Raw genomic sequence first — 20,080 nt, 5'->3', positions numbered from 1 at the left:
AGGAGGCCAGCCCTCTGGCCGAATTCGCGCAGAGGGCTGCGCTCCTACGACGAGCTTCGCGCACGCCAGTATGGAAGGTGCTGCGCTCCTACGCACACTCGATTTTGTTACGGCCTTTCTCTTTAGCAGAATACATGGCACGGTCGGCGGCGTTCAGTAGATCGTCACTGCTCATGTCGGCCTGATAAGCCGCAATACCGATGCTCGCAGTCACATAAGGGCTGGTGTCGCTGCCTTGGTGTGACTGTTCAATGTTCTGGCGAATACGTTCGCCAATGACTACTGCTTGATCCAGTGACGTGTCCGCCAGCAAGATCAAAAACTCTTCTCCGCCTAAGCGAAATACGGCGTCCGCTACGCGTAAGGTCTGCTTCATGTAGTTGGTGACATCGACCAGAACGCGATCACCGACAGCGTGACCATAGATGTCATTGATGCTTTTGAATTTGTCGATGTCCAGCATCATGATGGTCAGCGGCCGATCATAACGCCGACTCACTTCAATTTCTTTCTGCAACGTATTGCTCAAGCCCAGACGATTACCTACACCAGTCAGCGGGTCTGTCAGCGCTGAGCGCACTGCTTCGCGGTATTGCAGGCCATTGCGTACGGGGTAGACGAACAGGTCCAGCAATGACTCCAAACGCGATAACTCCACTTCCGAAAAGCGCTTACGGCGTGTGAAAGTAACTTCACCAAAATACGATTGCTGGGTGTTCAAACGGTAGCTGGCTCGGTGCTTCTCGGCACTGCCGACTTGAACCGCCACGTTGTGGCCTTCGTGCACGTAATTAAGACCTTCGACGTGAACAGCCGCTTGCACTTCATCAAAGAAGTACTGCACGATTTTTTCGATTTCCAAAGTGGTTTGCGACAGGCTGGAGATGCGCAGACGCAACTCACGCAAAAACGACGTGCTACGTTCAGGTAGACGGTCTTGGGGTCTCTTCAGATCAAGATGGGTCACTTTTTTATTACGTGAAACGCCACTCGAAGAGTTGGAAGTTGCCATGTTCGCTCATCCGGAAAACGGTTTGCTTAAACAATAGCGAAAAGCGTGCCAGCGTCTGTGGTATTCAGAAAAGGTAATAAAAACAAGGGGCTAGGTGACGGTCGGCGCAGGAAGCGAGCAATAATCGGCAAGGATTGGCGGCCATGCTTGGCCAAAGCGGCAGAAGTTGTCCGCCGCTTTAGCATGGTAAAATAGCTCTATTTCTGCGCGTCGAAACTCAAGCCATTCGTGCCAGCGCAATGGCTGCTCATGAGGTAGAGCATCAGTCCATTGTGGGATTCCGGCGCGGGAACCGTCATAACGTCTTCGCCCGGGTAGGCGGTGGCGCGCATGGCCGTGCGCGTACGGCCGGGGTTCACGACGTTCACGCAAAAGTCAGGGTGCGTGACGACTTCCCCAGCCAACACCTGTGCCATACCTTCCACGGCGAATTTACTCGCCGCATAGGCTCCCCAATACGGCCGACCTTCGCGCCCAACGCTGGACGTTAGGAACAGGATGCGTGGCGCGGGTGCGGCCTCTAGTACGGGCAGCAGTGCCTTGGTCAAATGAAAGGCGCCATGCACATTGATCTGAAACACTGTTTCCCAAGCACCGTGATTGTAGTTCGACAGTGGCGTCCGCTGACCCAGTACGGCAGCAGAATGCACCAGTCCATCCAGGGCACCGAACTGCTCGCCGATGGCGGCGGCCATTTGGTGATAGGGTTCGGCGTCTGAGGTTTCTAAGTCAAACGGCATCAAGATGGGCTCAGGGTGTCCAGCTTCGACAATGGCGTCGTAGGTGTGTTGCAATTTGTCGAGTGTGCGGCCCAACAGAATTACCGTGGCCCCGTGTGCTGCGTAGGCTTTCGCAGTGCTGGCACCGATGCCGCTGCCGGCTCCGGTCACCAAAATGGTTTTCTCGTGCAGCAGGTCATGTGAGGGTGCAAAGTCCTGTAGGTCGAGATAAGCGACGTTACTGGTCATCGAAGGTTCCTTTAAGCGTCTTTGCAGACATGGATCATGTAGTTAACGGATACGTCATCGGGTGTCAGCTTATACGCCTTAGTGATCGGGTTGTAGGTGAGGCCCATCTCATCCAGCAGCGTAAAACCGAACTCGCGACACCAAGCGCTTAACTCGCTTGGACGAATGAATTTTTTAAATTCGTGGGTGCCGCGTGGCACTAAATTCAGCATATATTCGGCCCCCACGATCGCAAATAAGAAGGACTTAGGATTGCGATTGAGGGTAGAGAGAAACAGCTGGCCGCCCGGTTTCAGTAAACGCTGACACGGCTCAATGATGGCGGCAGGGTCAGGCACATGTTCCAACATTTCCAAGCAGTTGATGATGTCGTATTGTCCATCGTGCTCGGCTTCCAAGGCTTCAATGCCAGTAAGGCGATAGCGCACATTGTTTAAGCCACTTTGCTCGGCGTGCGCCGTAGCCACTTGAATGGCTACTTCGCTCAAGTCGATGCCCAGCACCTCAGCGCCACGATGCGCCATGGCTTCGGCCATTAGGCCTCCACCACAGCCAACGTCCAGAATGCGTTTGCCGGCTACACCACCACACCGACCTTCTATATAGCCGGCACGCAGAGGGTTGATCTCGTGCAGGGGTTTGAATTCGCTTTCCGGGTCCCACCAGCGTGATGCCAGTTCGTCGAACTTGGCAACTTCGTGCGGGTCGACGTTAGACATTACGCGCCTCCACAATGCGCTGCTGCCACGCCTTGGCTTTTTGCGCTATGGCTTCGGCGTCCAGGGTCAGCAGCTCGCGCTCGGCCAGTACACGGCGACCGCCAATCCAGACATCGGTGACTTGGTTGCGGCTGGTAGCGTAAGCAATGTGTGACACAGGGTCGTATACCGGCAGGCTTTCCAGTTCGCTGAAGTCGATGGCGATTACGTCCGCCCATTTGCCGACTTCAAGTGAGCCAACTTTGTCTTCCAGGCGCAGAGCGCGGGCAGCATTGATGGTCGCGGCTTCAAGCGCCGCGTGTGCAGGCAAGGCTTCGGCATTACCGCTGGCTGCCTTGGCTAAAATAGCAGCGGTGCGGAGTTCACTCAGCATATCCAAATCGTTGTTGGAGGCTGCGCCGTCGGTGCCTATCGTGACGTTAACACCGGCTTTTTGCAGTTTGTCGATGGGGCAGAAGCCGCTGGCCAGCTTGAGGTTAGATTCCGGGCAATGCACCACGGTCGAACCACTTTCGGCGATCATCTGAATGTCGTCGTCGTTCAACGCCGTCATGTGTACGCACTGCATTTTAGGGCTCAATAAGCCTAAGTCTTTCAGGCGTGCAATCGGGCGCTTGCCGTGCAGTTTGATGCTGTCGTCCACTTCGCCTTGGGTTTCATGGACGTGCATTTGAATCAGGATGTCGTGTTCTTCTGCTGCGGCAACGATCTTGCGGAAAGGTTCATCTGATACGGTGTATGGCGCGTGCGGCCCCAAAGAAACCATGACCTGTTCGTGACCTTTATATTGCACCGCGAGCGCCAAGCCCTTTTGCAGGTGCTCATCCGGTGTTGCGGCCCAGTTGGTCGGGAAGTCGATGATGGGGAAGCAGAGTTGGGCGCGAATACCACTGTCAACTATGGTATCTACCGTTGCTTCGGCGAAGAAATAGTTGTCGGCGTAATACGTCGTACCGCAACGCAGCATTTCAGCAATGGCCAATTCGGTGCCGTCGCGCGCGAAATCGGCGCTGACCCACTTGCCCTCAGCGGGCCAAATATGGTCGTTCAACCACGTCATCAAAGGCAGGTCGTCGGCCATGCCACGGAAATACGCCATAGCAGCGTGACCGTGCATGTTGATCAGGCCGGGCATTAATACGTGCTCGGTCAGTTCCAGTTCTTCCGTTGCAGTGAACTGCGCGCGCGCCTCAACAGTGGGCAGAATGGCCGCGATCAGGTTGTCTTTGATCGCCAGAGAGTGGTTTTGCAGTACGGCTTTATCGGCATTGATGGTGATGATCCAGCCAGCGTGAATAAGGGTGTCGACGCTTGTCATAGTGAGCGAGTTCCATTTTCATTCATGAGTAGCGCAAGGATACTGATTCCGGCAGGGTGAGGCCAGCATTCTGACCGATTGTTTAAAGAGACTGTGCGGTCGTTGAGCGCTGCTTGGTGGTGTTATTCAGAGGCGCGGCAGACCGTTTTCACAATGTCGTTCGAGTTGCCGCGAATCACTGCTTCTAACACTCCCTAAAATATTGATTTGTGGTACAATTCGGCGAATTTTGTGGCGCGTACAGCGGTGAGCTGAATGCGGACTGAGTTAAATAATAACGACACCTAACAGGGCGAGTCTTACGGACAGCTCTTTGTAAGGGACAATAGGAACTATTGCATGGGCGGTCTAGCCAAAGAAATTCTTTCGGTCAACATCGAAGAAGAACTCAAACAGTCGTATCTTGACTATGCCATGTCCGTTATTGTCGGACGTGCTTTACCAGACGTAAGGGATGGCTTGAAGCCCGTACACCGTCGGGTACTCTTTGCCATGAACGTGCTGGGTAACGATTGGAACAAAGCCTATAAAAAGTCGGCCCGTGTGGTCGGTGACGTCATCGGTAAATACCACCCGCATGGTGACTCTGCGGTGTACGAAACCATCGTTCGTATGGCCCAGCCTTTCGCCATGCGTTACACCTTGGTAGACGGCCAGGGTAACTTTGGTTCGGTTGATGGTGATTCTGCAGCTGCCATGCGTTACACCGAAATCCGCATGGACAAGTTCGCGCACGAACTGCTGGCGGATTTGGACAAAGACACCGTGGATTACGTGCCCAACTACGACGGCACTGAACAGATTCCGGAAGTCTTGCCCACCAAAATTCCTAACCTGTTGGTAAACGGCTCCGCCGGTATTGCCGTGGGTATGGCAACCAACATCGCGCCACATAACCTAACGGAAGTGATCAACGCCTGTTTGGCTTTGATCAAAGACTCCGACATCGACATCGACGGCCTGATGGAGTACATCCCAGCTCCTGACTTCCCAACAGGCGGCTTTATTTATGGTCGTGCTGGCATCGTGGATGCGTATCGTACCGGCCGTGGCCGCGTGTACATTCGCGCCAAAACCCACGTTGAAATGAATGACCGCTCCGGGCGCGAAACCTTGGTGGTCACCGAAATTCCTTATCAGGTCAACAAAGCGCGCTTGATTGAAAAAATCGCCGATCTGGTGAAAGAGAAGAAGATAGAAGGCATTGCCGAGCTGCGCGACGAGTCGGATAAAGACGGTATGCGCATCGCCATTGAAATCAAACGTGGCGAAATGTCCGAAGTGGTGTTGAACAATTTATACGCCCAGACCCAAATGGAGTCGGTGTTTGGTATCAACGCCGTGGCGTTGGTCGACGGCCAGCCACGCACACTGAACCTGAAGCAATTCCTTGAAGCCTTTGTCCGTCACCGTCGTGAAGTCGTGACGCGTCGGACGATCTTCGAGCTGCGCAAGGCACGGGCGCGTGGTCACGTGTTAGAAGGCTTGGCCATTGCACTGAGCAATATTGACCCGGTTATCGAGCTGATCAAGTCGTCGCCTGGTACGGCCGAAGCCAAAGAGCGTTTGATGGCGCGTGGTTGGGAGTTGGGTGACGTATCCGGCATGCTGGAACGCGCCGGTTCTGATGCCTGCCGTCCGGAAGACTTAGAACCCGAGCTGGGCGTGCGTGATGGTCGCTACTATTTATCGATGGTGCAAGCGCAAGCGATTCTGGATCTGCGTCTGCAAAAGCTGACCGGCTTAGAGCACGAGAAGCTGATCAACGAATACAAACAGTTGATCGAAGACATCGGCGAGCTGCTGCGCATATTGGGCAGTGAAGCGCGTTTGATGGAAGTGATTGAAGGTGAATTGGTCGCGGTACGTGATGAGTTTGGTGATGAGCGCCGGACTGAGATCGTTGAAAACCGTGAAGACTTCTCAATGGAAGATCTGATCACCGAAGAAGACATGGTCGTAACCATTTCGCACAGCGGCTACGCTAAAACGCAGCCGTTGACCGCTTATCAAGCACAGCGCCGTGGTGGCCGTGGTAAATCAGCCTTGGGTGTGAAAGACGAAGACTTCGTCGACATGCTCTTGGTGGCCAGTACCCACGATACCTTGTTGTGCTTTACCGATCAGGGCCGTGTGTTCTGGTTGAAGGTGTATCAGATTCCGCAGGCTGGCCGTCAGTCGCGTGGTCGCCCGCTGGTGAACTTGCTGTCGTTGGGTGAGGATGAACGCGTGACGTCTATTCTGCCCGTCCGTGAATACGCCGAAGATCACTTTGTCTTCATGGCGACTGCAGCCGGTACGGTGAAGAAAACCAGCTTGCAAGCCTTTGCGCGTCGTCGTTCAAGCGGTTTGATTGCGCTGGCATTGGACGAAGGCGATCACCTGGTTCAAGCTGCCGTAACCAATGGCACCAATGACATCATGCTGTTCTCCCAGTTCGGTAAAGCGGTGCGCTTCCACGAAGAGTCGGTGCGCGAAATGGGCCGTACTGCGCGTGGTGTACGCGGCATTAAGTTAGCAGAAGGCGATCGTCTGATTTCCCTGATCCTGGCGGATGATGCCGCCACGGTATTAACCGTGTCGGAGAAAGGTTACGGCAAGCGTACGCAAACCGTTGACTTCCCCGCGAAGAGCCGGGCAACGCAGGGTGTTATTGCTATGGTCGTAAACGACCGCAATGGTCCGCTGGTGGCTGCTCGTCAGATGGTGGATGGCGAAGAAGTGATGCTGATTTCTGATCAGGGTACGCTGGTGCGGACGCGTGGTGATGAAATCTCCGTGCTGAGTCGAAACACGCAAGGCGTGCGCATTATTCGCTTGGCCGATGATGAAAAACTGGTGGGTGTAGACTGTATTGCCGAGCCAGAAGAAGTAGAAGGCGCAGAAGTGCTGGATGAAGAAGGTAATGTGATTCCAGCCGCAGACGACGGCGAAGAATAAGGTAATGGAGAGGCCGAGCTTAGGGTCGGCCTCTCTCTGCCTAACGACGCTGCATAGAATAATCGATCAACAGTCGAGAGAGTCATAATAAATGGCAACCAAGCCAACGAATAATCCTGAATTATTGAAGCTGCGTGATGAGATAGACGCCATTGATGCGGAAATCCAACGCCTGATCAGTGCGCGAGCGAACTGCGCCAAGCGCGTGGCCGATGTGAAATTGGAAGCGCGCAAGTCTGGCGAAGAAGACGCGGTGTTTTACCGCCCTGAGCGCGAAGCGCAGGTGTTGCAGCGTGTGATGGAACGCAATGACGGGCCGCTGGACAACGAAGAAATGGCAAAGCTGTTTCGGGAAATTATGTCCGCGTGCCTGGCGCTGGAAAAGCCTTTGGAAGTGGCGTATCTGGGGCCAGAAGGCACCTTTACCCAGCAAGCGGCGCTGAAGCATTTCGGGCAGTGGGTGAACACCAAGCCGTTGCTCGCCATCGATGAAGTGTTTCGTGATGTCGAAGCCGGTGCCGTGAACTACGGCGTGGTGCCGGTCGAGAACTCTACCGAGGGTGTGGTCAACCACACGCTGGATACCTTCTTGAATTCCAATCTAAAAATTTGTGGTGAAGTGGAATTGCGCATTCACCAGCACTTAATGATTGGCAAGAACACGCAAAAGAAAGCCATTTCACGCATCTATTCGCACCAGCAGTCACTGGCCCAGTGCCGTAAATGGCTGGATGCCCATATGCCGCATGTTGAGCGTATTGCCGTGAACAGCAACGCCGAAGCCGCCAAGCGCGTGCATTCGGAGTGGAACGCTGCGGCGATTGCCGGCGAAATGGCGGCCGAGTTGTATGATTTGGAAATCATCAGTCAGAAGATTGAAGACCGCCCAGACAACTCTACGCGCTTCCTGATTATCGGGCAGCAATACGTGCAGCGCAGCGGCCAAGACAAAACCAGCCTGATCGTTTCCATGCGCAACGGCCCGGGTGTGTTGTTCAATCTGTTGGCAGCCTTCCAGAAATACAACGTCGATTTGACCCGCCTGGAAACGCGGCCCTCTCCGAGCGGTAATTGGGCGTATGTCTTCTTTATCGACTTTAAAGGTCATCTGGAAGATGAGAACGTCCAAAAAGCCATGGTAGAAGTGCGCGAGCGGGCGGTAGAAGTTAAAGAACTGGGTTCTTACCCGGTTGCCGTGTTGTAGTTGGCATGATCAATCAAGCGAAGCGACCGATCACCGTTGGTATTATCGGCCTGGGTCTTATCGGAGCGTCCTTGGCGGCGGGCCTGCGGGCACGTGAGGTCGAAGTCACGCTGTTGGGAGCGGATCATTCGGCGGATACCACGGCCAAGGCAAAGAGCCGTGGCCTGATAGACGCCGTGTTGAACGACCCTAAAGCCTTGTGTGAACAAGCCGATGTGCTGGTGCTGGCTGTGCCAGTGCTCAGTACCACCGAGGTGCTGCGGCAGTTGGCACCTTATTTGATGGATGGCAAAACCATACTGACCGATGTCGGCAGCGTGAAAGGGTCGTTGATTCGTGCCGTGCAAGACGTATTTGGTGAGCTCCCTACATGGTTGGTGCCCGGTCATCCCATTGCCGGTGCCGAGAACAGTGGGGTAGACGCAGCTGATCCCAATTTATTTGACCGCCATCAGGTTATTCTGACGCCACATGAGCGCAGTGATCTTGAGGCCATCGAAATCGTCACATCAATTTGGCGCGACGTCGGTGCGGATATTCAAATGATGACGGTAGAGCGTCACGACGAAGTACTGGCAGCGACCAGTCATTTACCCCACTTGCTGGCGTTCTCCTTGGTTGATACGCTGGCGCAAGAGTCAGAAAAATACGAGATATTCCATTACGCCGCCGGTGGCTTTCGTGATTTTACACGCATCGCCGCCAGTGACCCAACCATGTGGCATGACATCTTCCTGTCAAATGACGCCGCTACACTGAACGTGTTGGATCACTACATCAGTCATCTAGAGGGTTTGCGCACTGCGTTGCGTGAGCGTGATGGTGACACACTTAAGCAAGTATTCATTCGAGCAAAACGCGCGCGTGACTATTTTTCATCGATACTCGAAGAACGTTCCAGGTAATTATTAATGACAGTTTTTAAGGATCAAACAGCACCCGTATTGACCATTGATGGGCCTAGCGGCTCGGGCAAGGGTACCGTCAGCACCATGTTGGCGCGCGAACTGGGCTGGCACTTTTTGGACTCTGGTGCGCTGTATCGCTTGACCGCACTCTGTGCGCTCAACCATGGTATTGACCTCGACCAGGATGCCGATGTTGCAGTATTGGCGGAGCATTTAGACATTCGTTTTGATGTCGACAATGGTTCCGTGTTTTTGGAAGGCGACGACGTTACCCGTGAGCTGCGCACTGAAAAGACCGGTGAAGCCGCATCCCGAGTAGCAGCCTATCCGGCAGTGCGCCAAGCATTGTTGGCTCGCCAGCGCGCTTTTCGTGTTGAACCGGGTTTGGTCGCCGATGGGCGTGACATGGGCACCGTGGTTTTCCCGGACGCTACCTTGAAAGTCTTTCTCACTGCCAGCTCGGAAGAGCGTGCGCGTCGACGCTATGAGCAGTTAAAGGGCAGTGGGGTAGCCACCAGTTATGACGAAGTCCTTTCTGAAGTCATGGCGCGTGACGAGCGTGACAGCAGTCGTGCAGCATCGCCCTTAGTGCCCGCTGAAGACGCTCGTATCCTAGACAGCACCCACCTAACAGTAGAAGAAGTACTGGAGACTATCCGGGCTGATTTGGGCAAGCTGTCTCTGCGATAGCGCCTGTTTCATAAAATCCGCGTATTTCGGGGTAAAAATGCCCCGAAACCCTTTAATTCACGTGCACAATATGTACAATACGCACCTCCCTGAAAAGGGTTAGGTGTGCCTGTACACTTCTCTTACCCAGCACCGAGACGTATTGGCACTTTGTTGGATTGACCCGGACGAGCTGGCGTACGGAAAAGCTTGTCGACCAAGCCGTTGATCGATTAGGAAAATTTAACCATGAGCGAAAGCTTTGCAGATCTTTTCGAAGAAAGTTTAAAAACCATTGATATGGTTCCCGGTTCTATTGTTACTGGCGTAGTTGTAGCCATTGACGAAGATTGGGTCACTATCCACGCTGGCCTGAAGTCAGAAGGCGTTGTTCCTCGCGTTCAGTTCCTGAGCGAAGCGGGCGAACTGGAAGTCAGCGTTGGCGACGAAGTTAAAGTAGCACTGGACGCAGTGGAAGACGGTTGGGGTGAAACTCGCCTGTCGCGTGAAAAAGCCAAGCGTGCAGAAGCCTGGATTGATCTGGAAAAAGCCCACGAAGCTGATGAAGTGGTCATGGGTATCATCAACGGCAAGGTGAAAGGCGGCTTCACAGTAGACGTGAAAACCGTTCGTGCGTTCCTGCCTGGTTCACTGGTTGACGTACGTCCAGTACGCGACACAGCACACCTGGAAGGCAAAGAACTCGAATTCAAAGTTATCAAGCTCGACAAGAAGCGCAACAACGTCGTGGTTTCACGCCGTGCGGTTCTGGAGTCTGCTAACTCGCAAGAGCGCGAAGAGCTGTTGGCTAACCTGCAAGAAGGTCAGAGCGTTAAAGGTATCGTTAAGAACCTTACCGATTACGGCGCATTCGTTGATTTGGGCGGCGTAGATGGCCTGCTGCACATCACCGACATGGCTTGGAAGCGTATCAAGCATCCGTCTGAAATCGTTGCAGTTGGCGACGAAATCGACGTTAAAGTATTGAAGTTCGACCGTGAGCGTAACCGCGTTTCTCTGGGTCTGAAGCAGTTGGGTGAAGATCCATGGGTCGACATCAAAGCACGCTACCCAGAAGACTCAGTTGTTAAAGCTAAGGTTACTAACCTGACCGATTACGGCTGCTTCGCTGAACTGGAAGAAGGCGTTGAAGGTTTGGTTCACGTATCCGAAATGGATTGGACCAACAAGAACATCCACCCATCTAAAGTGGTACAAGTGGGTGACGAAGTTGAAGTAATGGTTCTGGATATCGACGAAGAGCGTCGTCGTATCTCTCTGGGTATCAAGCAGACTCAGATCAACCCTTGGGAAGATTTCGCCCAAAGCTTCAACAAAGGCGACCGTGTTAAAGGCACCATCAAGTCTATTACCGACTTCGGTATCTTCTTGGGTCTGGATGGCGGCATCGATGGTCTGGTTCACCTGTCAGACATCAGCTGGCACGAAACTGGCGAAGAAGCCGTACGTAAGTACAAGAAAGGCGATGAGCTGGAAACTTTGATCTTGTCTGTTGATCCTGAGCGTGAGCGCATCTCACTGGGTATCAAGCAGATGGAAAGCGATCCGTTCGCAGAATACGTCAGCGTAAATGACAAAGGCACTATCGTTACTGGTAAGGTCGTTGAAGTAGACGCAAAAGGCGCTTCTGTTGAACTGGCTGAAGATGTAATTGCTGTACTGAAAGCCTCTGAAATCAGCCGTGACCGCGTAGAAGACGCGCGTAACGTACTGAAAGAAGGCGAAGAAGTAGAAGCGAAGATCATCAGTGTTGATCGTAAGAACCGCGTTGTTACGCTGTCCATCAAGCAGAAAGATATGGCTGATGAGAAGCAAGCAGTACGTGAACTGAAAGACAAGTCGCAAGACGTTGCTGGCCCGACCACCATTGGTGATCTGATCAAGCAAAAGATGCAAGACAAGTCTGAAGGCTAAGTTTTAGCCCTCGATTACTGGCAACTGCTCCTGCGTTGCCAGCATACTGCCCATCCATGGGCATAAACCGGCCTCGGCCGGTTTTTTTTCGTCCGTAATTTATAACTACCGGGTAGGGCGGGTATTCATACCCGCGTGGAGTACCCTATCCTGTAGGAGGCCAGCCCTCTGGCCGAACATTGACATCGAAAAAGTGCTTAAAAATTAGACTGTTGCGTTTCTTTCCCTTCTGGCTTACTCTTATTTCCGACTTTGCTGTCACCCTATATAGGAGGAACAATGACAAAGTCGGAACTGATAGAGCGTATCACGGAGCGACAACCGCATTTGTCGGCTAAAGATGTCGAATTGGCCATTAAGACCATCCTTGAACATATGTCTGAAGCCCTGTCTGATGGCGAACGCATAGAGGTCAGAGGGTTTGGCAGTTTTTCACTGCATTATCGCTCGGCGCGCCAAGGCCGTAACCCAAAAACTGGCGAGGCTGTATTGCTGGATGGCAAATACGTACCGCATTTTAAGCCAGGTAAAGAACTGCGTGAATCCGTCAACTCCGCCATAGAAGACGAATAATTTATGAAATCATTGATGAGCTTGATCCTAGTGATCGTGCTCCTGCTGGTTGGTGTAGGGCTCGGATTGTCCAACGTCACGCCATTGTCACTATCTTTTCTAGGCTTCTCTACCATTCGCTTACCGTTTTTCTTGTGGCTGTTGTTTGCCACCGCAGTCGGATTTTTAATCGCCAGTTGTCTTTTCTGGTGGGGGCAGCGTAGCCTGCGTCGGGAAATTAAACAGCTGCGTAAATCGTTGGCCGATAAGCCGCAGTCCTGACACCCTAGTCCACAACAAAACACCGTAGAGCGTATAGCACAGTGCCTGACTTTAGTTGGCAACAAGTCGTCATACTGAGTGCCGTAATATTTGGCGCTGGCCTTTGGGTGCAATACCGTTTTCATCCACTGAACTATTTGCGCAAACGTCCCTCGCTTAAAGACTTCTCGCTTCGAGAGGGTACGCCACCCGATGCATTGTCGGCCAGCGCGCCCAAATCATCTGCGGTTCGTAGCCTGGAAGACCAGTTTTCACAAGGTAATCTCAGCTTCAACGCTAGCCTAGAGTTAGCAGAGGTTTATCGTCGCCAAGGTGACGTGCAAGCCGCCATCGACATCCATCAATCGCTCTACGGTCGTCCTGGCCTATCATGGGACTCGCAACAGCGAGCCCAGTTGGAGTTGGCTAAAGACTTCTATTCAGCCGGCATCCTCGGCCGCGCCGAGGACCTCTTTCGTTCACTCATTGCGCAGCACGGCACTTACAGCACAGAAGCTGCACGCTTACTGCTGAAGATCTATCAGCAACAAAAAGATTGGGAAGCAGCGGTGAATTTGTTCAAAGCGCACCAGTCATTGGCCAGCAATGGCTTAAGTCTCGACCATGTGCATATGTTGTGTGAGCAGGCACAGTACTTGGCTGGGAGCGATACCAAAAAAGCGTTACAGCTGGTGAAGGAAGCAGTAGCGATCGACGCTGTGTCGCGGCGGCCTTTGATCAGCTTCATCAGCTTGGCTGTGCAGTCAGGCGCCGATAGCGACCTCAATCGTTACATTCAACGCTACATCGATCAACACAGCGATCGCATGGACTTGTTGCGTAATGTACTGCGTTCACTGTGTCTAAAGCGGCCCGAGTACGTTAACCGTATCACTCCTGTACTAACGAAAAATCATCACAACCCCGAAGTTCGACTGATTCATGGCGATTTGTTGTGCCGACTGGAGCGCATGGAAGAGGGCGTAGCACTGTTGGATAGCGTCCCTGTTAATGGCGTCACCATTGCGTATCAGCTGCAGCATTTGTCGCAACGGCAGCGTGAACCCTCGTTAGAGCGCATCGCCCGTACGCTTTCGCCACTGAAAGATCAGCACTGGCTCTATCGCTGCTCGCATTGCGGTTACGAGACATCGGCGCACCATTGGCACTGCCCACAATGCGACCGCTGGGAAACTTTAAACCTGAATCAAGGCCAGTTTGCCAACCTGTTGATTTAACTAAATAATTTGTTGACACCTACAGGGTGAGTCCGTATTATTCGCCTCGTTCGAAGGAAATGCGTCCCCTTCGTCTAGTGGCCTAGGACACCGCCCTTTCACGGCGGTAACAGGGGTTCGAGTCCCCTAGGGGACGCCATGCGGGAATAGCTCAGTTGGTAGAGCACGACCTTGCCAAGGTCGGGGTCGCGAGTTCGAGTCTCGTTTCCCGCTCCAGATTTAAAAAAGCAGCCTCAGGGCTGCTTTTTTTATGTCCGCTCATTATTCATGGGCATTTCAGTCAAGCAACTCCAATCCCAATCCGCTCCGAAGCAAGCGTTAAACCTGATACCCTTAACACCTGCATTTTTTGTCGGTGACCAAACGGTGACCAAACGGTGACCAATATTACATTTGATCTTTTGGTGAATTTCCAAATTTGACCACAACTGAATCGCCACTAGCATGCTAGACACTTTCCAGCCTCTCATTGTAACGCTTCTCATACTCTACCGGTGACAGCAGATCATTGGAATTGTGTCGGCGCACCGGGTTATAAAACAACTCAATGTAGTCGAAGATGTCGACTCGAGCCTCTTCTCTTGTCGTATATATCCTGCGCCTGATTCGTTCCCGCTTCAGTAGCTGGAAAAAGCTTTCTGCCACCGCATTGTCATGGCAGTTCCCGCGACGACTCATGCTGCCGACTAAGTTATGTGCTGTTAAAAACTCACCCCAATCATGGCTCGTATATTGGCTTCCTTGGTCTGAATGCACGATGACCTCTCTTTTAGGCCTTCGTCGCCATACGGCCATCAGCAACGCATCAAGAGCCAGTTCTTTAGTTATCCTGGCACCCATCGACCAGCCGATGATACGGCGCGAAAACAAATCCATTACTGCACCCAAGTACAGCCAGCCTTCGTGTGTTTTGATGTATGTGATGTCCGTTACCCATGATTGGTCAGGGCCGGATGGATTAAATTGCCGATCCAGTACATTGGCCGTAACAACATGTGCCAGCCCCTTATGAGCCCTTGGTTTTCTATATCCAACTTTGGCTTCGAGTCCCGCGCCTTTCATTAGACGATGCACTCGGTTAATACCACAAGGCTGTCCAACATCCTGCAAGTCACGATGGATCTTGCGATAGCCGTACACACCACCTGATTCCAGCCAAAATTGTTTGATTTGACCGGTCAGACGTTCATTAGCCTTTTGTCGCAAAGACTTCGGGTCCCGAAGCCATGCGTAGTACCCGCTGGGATGCACATCAAGCAACCAGCACAAACGCCTAATGGGGTGGCTGGCCTGATGTTGCTTAATAAAGACGTACCTTACTCGGGGTGGCTTGCGAAGTACGCCGCGGCTTTTTTTAACAAGTCGCGCTCTGAAGTAACACGCTGGAGCTCCTTCTTCAGACGACGGATCTCAGCCGCTTCTTCTGACTCTTGTTGATGCTGCTGAGCACTCGGGCCAAAGCGTTTGATCCATGCATACAGGCTGTGCGTTGTTGTGCCCAAGCGTTGTGCGACATCAGCAACACTGTGGCCAGCAACAGTGACTTGTTTAACCGCTTCAATCTTAAATTCATCAGGGTAACGTTTGTGACTCATAGACACCTCTTTTTCAGTCATTTTCTCTAACTGTTAGGTGTCTAGCAAATTAGTGGCGATTCATTTTACTGATAGCCAAATACTGTCCATTCTGAAGCAAGCAGAGAACGGCGTGCCCGTTCCTGAGCTGTGTCGTGAGCACGGCATGAGCAGCGCCACCTTTTACAAGTGGCGCGCCAAGTTCGGTGGTATGGATGCCTCAATGATGACCCGGTTAAAGGAGCTGGAAGATGAAAATCGTCGGCTCAAAAAGATGTACGCCGAAGAACGTCTGAAATCGGACATTCTTAAGGAAGCCATTGAAAAAAAGTGGTGAAGCCGTCTCGACGTCGTGAGATGGCGCAGAGAGCCGTGGCGGATAAAGGTATCAGTATCAGGCTGGCGTGTTGGATCTTCAGCATCAGCGAAACCTGCTATCGGTACCGGGCTAAGCTCAACGATGAGAACGCTGAGATAGCCGAGTGGCTGACCCGGTTTACCGACAACTGGAAGAACTGGGGCTGTGCTTTCTGTACCTGCGCAATGTGAAGGGCTTTCGTTGGAACCATAAGCGCGTCTACCGTATTTATTGCGAACTGGAACTGAACCTTCGGATTAAACCGAAGAAGCGCTTGATGCGCGAGAAGCCAGAGCCTTTGGCAGAGCCAGAAGCCATCAACGACAGTTGGTCTATGGACTTCATGCACGATCAGCTCGGTGACGGTCGTAGCTATCGACTCTTCAATGTCATTGACGATTTTAATCGAGAGGGCTTGGGTATCGAGGTTGGTCTTTCCTTGCCTGCGGAGCGCGTAATGCGGGCCTTAGATCAGATCATCGAATGGCGAGGCAAGCCAAATTCGATTCGCTGTGATAATGGGCCGGAGTACATCAGTGACAAGCTGGCCGCATGGGCGGAAAGACAGGACATACCGTTGGCGTTCATCCAGCCAGGAAAGCCGCAACAAAATGCCTATATCGAGCGCTACAATCGTACTGTACGCTATGATTGACTGACTCAGTACTTGTTTGAAAGTACTGAAGAAGTCCAAGACTATGCGACACGTTGGCTCTGGTACTACAATAACGAGCGTCCCAATATGGGGCTTGAAGGGATAACCCCTCAACAGAAGTTGGCCTTGGTGGCCTAAGCTCTACTTCCGAGCCCGCTTATAAATGGGGGGATTACCCCTCTTGAGCGGTTGCGTGGGAGTGTTCTGGAATTCAAGAGCTCCACATAGCCGGTAGCGGAAGATGATTGGGAGGCGCTCGTTTGAGAGTAGTCGGTGAAGTCGTTTTACTGTAAGGGCTCACACAACAGCCCCGAATCGATGATGTCTTGTACACGTCCGGATGACAGACCTGAGATTGCAGTTAAGGCCAGTGCCGAAGGCCAGAATCGGCCTGTGATGATGGCTTGGGCACGCGCGAGTCCGACATGTGGTAGCGCCTGCAGCTCATCCACGGTGCTGCCATTCAAATCAACACAGTCCTCTCTCATGGGTGTCGGGATAACGGCGAGCAGTAGGTTACTGTCAATCGCAATAGGTTTTGCCACCATGGCGTAGGGTATTGCGCCATTGATCATGGCATACACCGGCACATGATCCGATACATGGGCTCTCGCGGCTTCATGTGACCAGTAGGTTTCCGTGGTCAGGGAAAGCCGTTGTGGAAATTTCAGCAGACCTGATTGGGTGATGTTCAATGTCGTGTTGTGCGGCACAAAGATGTTGTCATACAGGTTTGCAAATACGCCATCTCGGGTGCCCAGTGTGGTAGCGCCTTCGGTAATCAACGGTTGGGCAACGGCCAGCAAAGGCGCAAAACCCACATGGCTAGGCGGGAGATTAAAATCACCCATCAGCAAGATGCGATTCTGATCTTCGGGATACACTTCACGCAGCCATTCCCAGTAACGTGTTAAAGCGTGTATCTCCGGCAAGCGATCGGCAACACGATTGCCATAGGTGATGTGCACAGTGGACGCTACGAAAGTATGTTGAGTAGCCTTGATGCGGAAACGGGCTGAATAGGGTGGACGAGCAAACTGATCGGCATCGTCAATGTACACCACGGCTTGACCATCATACTGGATTACTGATTCGCGCCATAAAAAGGCGTACTTCTCGCGGTAGGTTCTGCGTCCCAGTCGATCCGAGTACATTACTTGCCACGATTCGCCCGTATCCCGTTCGAGTTGCTCCGCCAAGCTTTCGACCGCCGTCGCGTTCATGACTTCCTGTATGGCAAGGAAATCGAACTTAGCCGCAACCCGAGCGACGGCTGGGAGAGACTTATCGTTATTCCAGCCAAAGTTTTGGATGTTCCATGAGGCGAGTCGAACACCGGAATTCAGTGCCATTGCACTGGAGGCGATGACGAGCGACAGCATCAGTGCTGAACAGGCGAGACTGAAGAGACGCCACATTAAGGACATGAACAAACCCTGAAAGCATAGATAGCACAAACAGCTAACGCCATGGCGTTAACGCTGCTAGCCAGACCTTTGGCTTTGAACATACCTTTGGTCGAAGGAAATCGACTGAGCTAATCCTACACCAAAGGTTAGGTTTTCGGGAGAGACAGCAGAAGACCGAATGATCGAAGCCATGCCATCATTAGGGGGGATGTGACTTTCAGAGAAGAGTCAGGATTGAATCACCCGAACTTTATCGGAGGGCGTTTATTTGAGTCATACTTTGTTTGACAGATGGTTACCAGGTAACATTTGCTCGCGTTGTTCACGTTTTAAAATGTTGGATATTCAAGGTATTGCCATACAATCACAACGCGCCTATATGCTTTCTTGGCCTTTCATAGAGTGCATGTGCTAGCGCACCATCTTTTTTGCTTGGAGTTTTAATGTCCCTACCCGAATCTCAGTTGCCGCGTCGCGGCAATGCGTTTTCCAGTCTGCTTGGCCGTTTGATTTTGTCGCTGTTCGGATGGAAAGTGACAGGGCAGTTGCCGAACGTTTCCAAAGCCATATTGATCGGTGGCCCTCATACCTCTAACTGGGATGGCGTCGTCACTCTGTCGGCGATGGCCATGTTGCGATTAGACGCACGAGTGATGGTTAAAGACAGTGCGTTTGTTGGCCCGCTCGGCTTGTTGTTGCGCTGGTTGGGCGCTATGCCGATTGATCGCAACAGCGCGCGCGATGTAGTGCAGCAAACGGTTGATCAGTTGAATGCGCATGCGCAATTCATGGTGATTGTTTCGCCAGAAGGCACACGCGATGGTGCTAGCCAATGGAAATCTGGATTCTGGCGTATTGCCAGTGCTGCAGGAGTGCCGATCGTTGTCGCGACCGCCGACTACAAGAAGAAAGAAGTGTCTTTTCCGGGGTTAGTGATGCCGAGCGAGGATATGGATGCGGATATGAAGCAAGTGCTGGAATTCTATCGCGGCGTTGAACCACGTCATACAGAGCGGTTATCAGCACCGTTGGCCGCCATGCGCAACGAGCCGCGAGAAAAGCATGATACGCAGTAAGGCAGGGCTAAGCTGCCCAGAACGTAGCCCATGCCGGGATTGGTTTTTGTGAGCTTGGCTGAAAAGAGGTTATCAATTTCAATTTTCACATCGACAGAGCAATCATCGCCGCACACCAAAAATATTGCTGCAAGTAGTTTACTCGACCACCAAGTTTGAAGTGCCTTACCAAGAGTAAAAAGCTTATTGACGAAGATTGGTATAGGATTGAGTCAGAGTCAACATTGAGGGCGAGCTGATAGCTCTATGAATGATGGCATACACCCACAGTGAATGTGCAATAGACTGCACGGACGACGGGAGTTAACGTTCAAAGGGAGATTGGTATGAATGAGGAAATCACTTTTCCATCGGGTAAAATATCCCTTGCAGGTACTCTTACTGTGCCCAAGAGTGACACACCATTACCCTGCGTAATAATGGTTCATGGCAGTGGAGCTCAAGACAGAGACGGCAATATGTCGGGTTTCAACACCCAAATATTCCAGCAAATTTCTAAAAGTTTGTCGGAACAAGGCATTGCTTCATTGCGTTATGACAAAAGAGGCTGCGGTAAAAGTGAAGGGGATTTTAGCGTTGCTGGCTTGTCTGAGATGGTTGACGATGCCTGTGCGGCGATTGATTTTCTTAGCAGGCAGTCAGAAAAAATAGATTCGGAAAAGATATTCGTTTTAGGGCACAGTGAGGGCGCTGTGTTGGCTCCTGAAATCGCTGCAAGGCGAGAGCACTTGGCCGGGCTGGTGATGCTGTGCGCCAGCCTCAGGAGCTTCGAGGAAGATGCCGTTAAAAATGCCGAGGTACTTAATCGCGATTTAGAAAAAATGACGGGAATAAAAGGCAAGTTGGCGCGCCTTTTCCTTTACAGTAAGAACCCATTGGCCACCATGACCAAGCTCCGGAGAAAGGTTGAAAAAACCAAAGCTAAGAGAGTGTGGGTTTCCTTTTCCAGGGTGAGTACAAAGTTTTATCGAGAGACGTTCAATTATGACGTTAAGGCGTTCTTGAAGAGCACGAAGCATCCGATACTGGCTATTGGTGGCAGTAAAGATTTTCAGTGCCACCCCGATGATACTCTGCTGATAAAAGATATTTCACCGAGCCCAACCGATGTTCATATCATAGAGAATATGGATCATATGTTGCGGCTTCAAGCTGGAGAGTCATCAATCCTGAGCTACGCCAGTTCCTGCGATACGCCGATTGTTCCGGAGGTGAATGAGATTCTCTGGGCTTGGGTCATAACTCAATCCGGTCTGGCCGGTCGATAGGCGACACTGCCAACCT

The 20,080-nt window shown here is 52.2% G+C and carries 16 protein-coding genes, 2 tRNA genes and 1 pseudogene; 13 read left to right on the top strand and 6 right to left on the bottom strand.

Translation table 11 applies throughout. The features are described 5' to 3' along the window. Window positions 1–88: 88 nt before the first annotated feature. The 4 genes from NFC81_RS08480 to NFC81_RS08465 all read right to left on the bottom strand — a co-directional run bounded on the left by NFC81_RS08480 (window position 89) and on the right by NFC81_RS08465 (window position 4,017). Window positions 89–1,012, bottom strand: a complete 924-nt coding sequence (locus NFC81_RS08480) for a GGDEF domain-containing protein (protein ID WP_304994050.1) — start codon at window positions 1,010–1,012, stop codon at window positions 89–91. Window positions 1,013–1,209: 197 nt separating this feature from the next. Continuing rightward, window positions 1,210–1,980, bottom strand: a complete 771-nt coding sequence (locus NFC81_RS08475; protein ID WP_304994049.1) for a YciK family oxidoreductase — start codon at window positions 1,978–1,980, stop codon at window positions 1,210–1,212. Window positions 1,981–1,991: 11 nt separating this feature from the next. Then, window positions 1,992–2,699: a bifunctional 2-polyprenyl-6-hydroxyphenol methylase/3-demethylubiquinol 3-O-methyltransferase UbiG gene (gene ubiG, locus NFC81_RS08470; protein ID WP_304994048.1), complete on the bottom strand. Its 708-nt coding sequence runs from the start codon at window positions 2,697–2,699 to the stop codon at window positions 1,992–1,994. Continuing rightward, window positions 2,692–4,017 (bottom strand): TRZ/ATZ family hydrolase, encoded by a 1,326-nt coding sequence (locus NFC81_RS08465; RefSeq protein ID WP_304994047.1) that lies wholly within the window; start codon window positions 4,015–4,017, stop codon window positions 2,692–2,694. Before NFC81_RS08465 ends, ubiG begins: the two co-directional genes overlap by 8 nt. A 339-nt stretch (window positions 4,018–4,356) precedes the next feature. Here NFC81_RS08465 and gyrA point away from each other — a divergent pair, with 339 nt between their 5' ends. From gyrA to NFC81_RS08415, 10 genes are all read left to right on the top strand, one after another. Then, the gene (gyrA, locus tag NFC81_RS08460) at window positions 4,357–6,957 is read left to right on the top strand and encodes a DNA gyrase subunit A (protein ID WP_304994046.1); all 2,601 of its coding nucleotides are present in this window, start codon (window positions 4,357–4,359) and stop codon (window positions 6,955–6,957) included. Between the two features lie 91 nt (window positions 6,958–7,048). Beyond that, window positions 7,049–8,161 (top strand): prephenate dehydratase, encoded by a 1,113-nt coding sequence (gene pheA / locus NFC81_RS08455; protein WP_304994045.1) that lies wholly within the window; start codon window positions 7,049–7,051, stop codon window positions 8,159–8,161. Window positions 8,162–8,166: 5 nt separating this feature from the next. Continuing rightward, window positions 8,167–9,066, top strand: a complete 900-nt coding sequence (locus NFC81_RS08450) for a prephenate dehydrogenase/arogenate dehydrogenase family protein (RefSeq protein ID WP_304994044.1) — start codon at window positions 8,167–8,169, stop codon at window positions 9,064–9,066. Between the two features lie 6 nt (window positions 9,067–9,072). Beyond that, the gene (gene cmk, locus NFC81_RS08445) at window positions 9,073–9,759 is read left to right on the top strand and encodes a (d)CMP kinase (protein ID WP_304994043.1); all 687 of its coding nucleotides are present in this window, start codon (window positions 9,073–9,075) and stop codon (window positions 9,757–9,759) included. A 228-nt stretch (window positions 9,760–9,987) separates the two neighbouring features. Beyond that, complete coding sequence (rpsA, locus tag NFC81_RS08440) at window positions 9,988–11,673, top strand: 30S ribosomal protein S1 (protein ID WP_304994042.1); 1,686 nt, start codon at window positions 9,988–9,990, stop codon at window positions 11,671–11,673. A 279-nt stretch (window positions 11,674–11,952) separates the two neighbouring features. Next, a complete protein-coding gene (gene ihfB / locus NFC81_RS08435; RefSeq protein ID WP_304994041.1) occupies window positions 11,953–12,246 on the top strand; it encodes an integration host factor subunit beta in 294 nt (97 codons plus the stop codon). A 3-nt stretch (window positions 12,247–12,249) separates the two neighbouring features. After that, entirely contained in the window at window positions 12,250–12,507 is a 258-nt protein-coding gene (locus NFC81_RS08430; RefSeq protein WP_304994040.1) for a LapA family protein, read from the top strand. A gap of 41 nt (window positions 12,508–12,548) precedes the next feature. After that, window positions 12,549–13,724, top strand: coding sequence for a hypothetical protein (locus NFC81_RS08425; protein ID WP_304994039.1), 1,176 nt, complete (start codon window positions 12,549–12,551; stop codon window positions 13,722–13,724). Between the two features lie 63 nt (window positions 13,725–13,787). After that, window positions 13,788–13,863 (top strand) — tRNA-Glu (locus NFC81_RS08420). A 1-nt stretch (window position 13,864) separates the two neighbouring features. Further along, a tRNA-Gly gene (locus NFC81_RS08415) sits at window positions 13,865–13,940 on the top strand. Between the two features lie 231 nt (window positions 13,941–14,171). On the opposite strand, the gene NFC81_RS08410 is transcribed toward NFC81_RS08415, so the two are convergent. Continuing rightward, window positions 14,172–15,319, bottom strand: a protein-coding gene (locus NFC81_RS08410; RefSeq protein WP_304994038.1) for an IS3 family transposase whose coding sequence is annotated in 2 segments (ribosomal slippage) — window positions 14,172–15,082 and window positions 15,082–15,319 — 1,149 coding nt in all. Because the reading frame shifts where the segments join, the coding sequence is not laid out codon by codon here. Window positions 15,320–15,371: 52 nt separating this feature from the next. On the opposite strand from NFC81_RS08410, the pseudogene NFC81_RS08405 reads away from it, so the two are divergent. Next, window positions 15,372–16,449 (top strand): annotated as a pseudogene (locus NFC81_RS08405) (IS3 family transposase). A 146-nt stretch (window positions 16,450–16,595) separates the two neighbouring features. Here NFC81_RS08405 and NFC81_RS08400 read toward each other — a convergent pair. Continuing rightward, window positions 16,596–17,738 (bottom strand): endonuclease/exonuclease/phosphatase family protein, encoded by a 1,143-nt coding sequence (locus NFC81_RS08400; protein ID WP_304994037.1) that lies wholly within the window; start codon window positions 17,736–17,738, stop codon window positions 16,596–16,598. A 425-nt stretch (window positions 17,739–18,163) separates the two neighbouring features. Between NFC81_RS08400 and NFC81_RS08395 the strand changes: the two genes are divergently transcribed. Beyond that, the gene (locus tag NFC81_RS08395; RefSeq protein WP_304994036.1) at window positions 18,164–18,796 is read left to right on the top strand and encodes a lysophospholipid acyltransferase family protein; all 633 of its coding nucleotides are present in this window, start codon (window positions 18,164–18,166) and stop codon (window positions 18,794–18,796) included. Between the two features lie 326 nt (window positions 18,797–19,122). After that, complete coding sequence (locus NFC81_RS08390; protein WP_304994035.1) at window positions 19,123–20,064, top strand: alpha/beta fold hydrolase; 942 nt, start codon at window positions 19,123–19,125, stop codon at window positions 20,062–20,064. Window positions 20,065–20,080 lie beyond the last annotated feature (16 nt).

Source organism: Salinispirillum sp. LH 10-3-1, assembly GCF_030643825.1.
In the GTDB taxonomy this organism is placed as follows: Bacteria; Pseudomonadota; Gammaproteobacteria; order Pseudomonadales; family Natronospirillaceae; genus Salinispirillum.
This window is presented reverse-complemented; position numbering and strand designations above follow the sequence as displayed.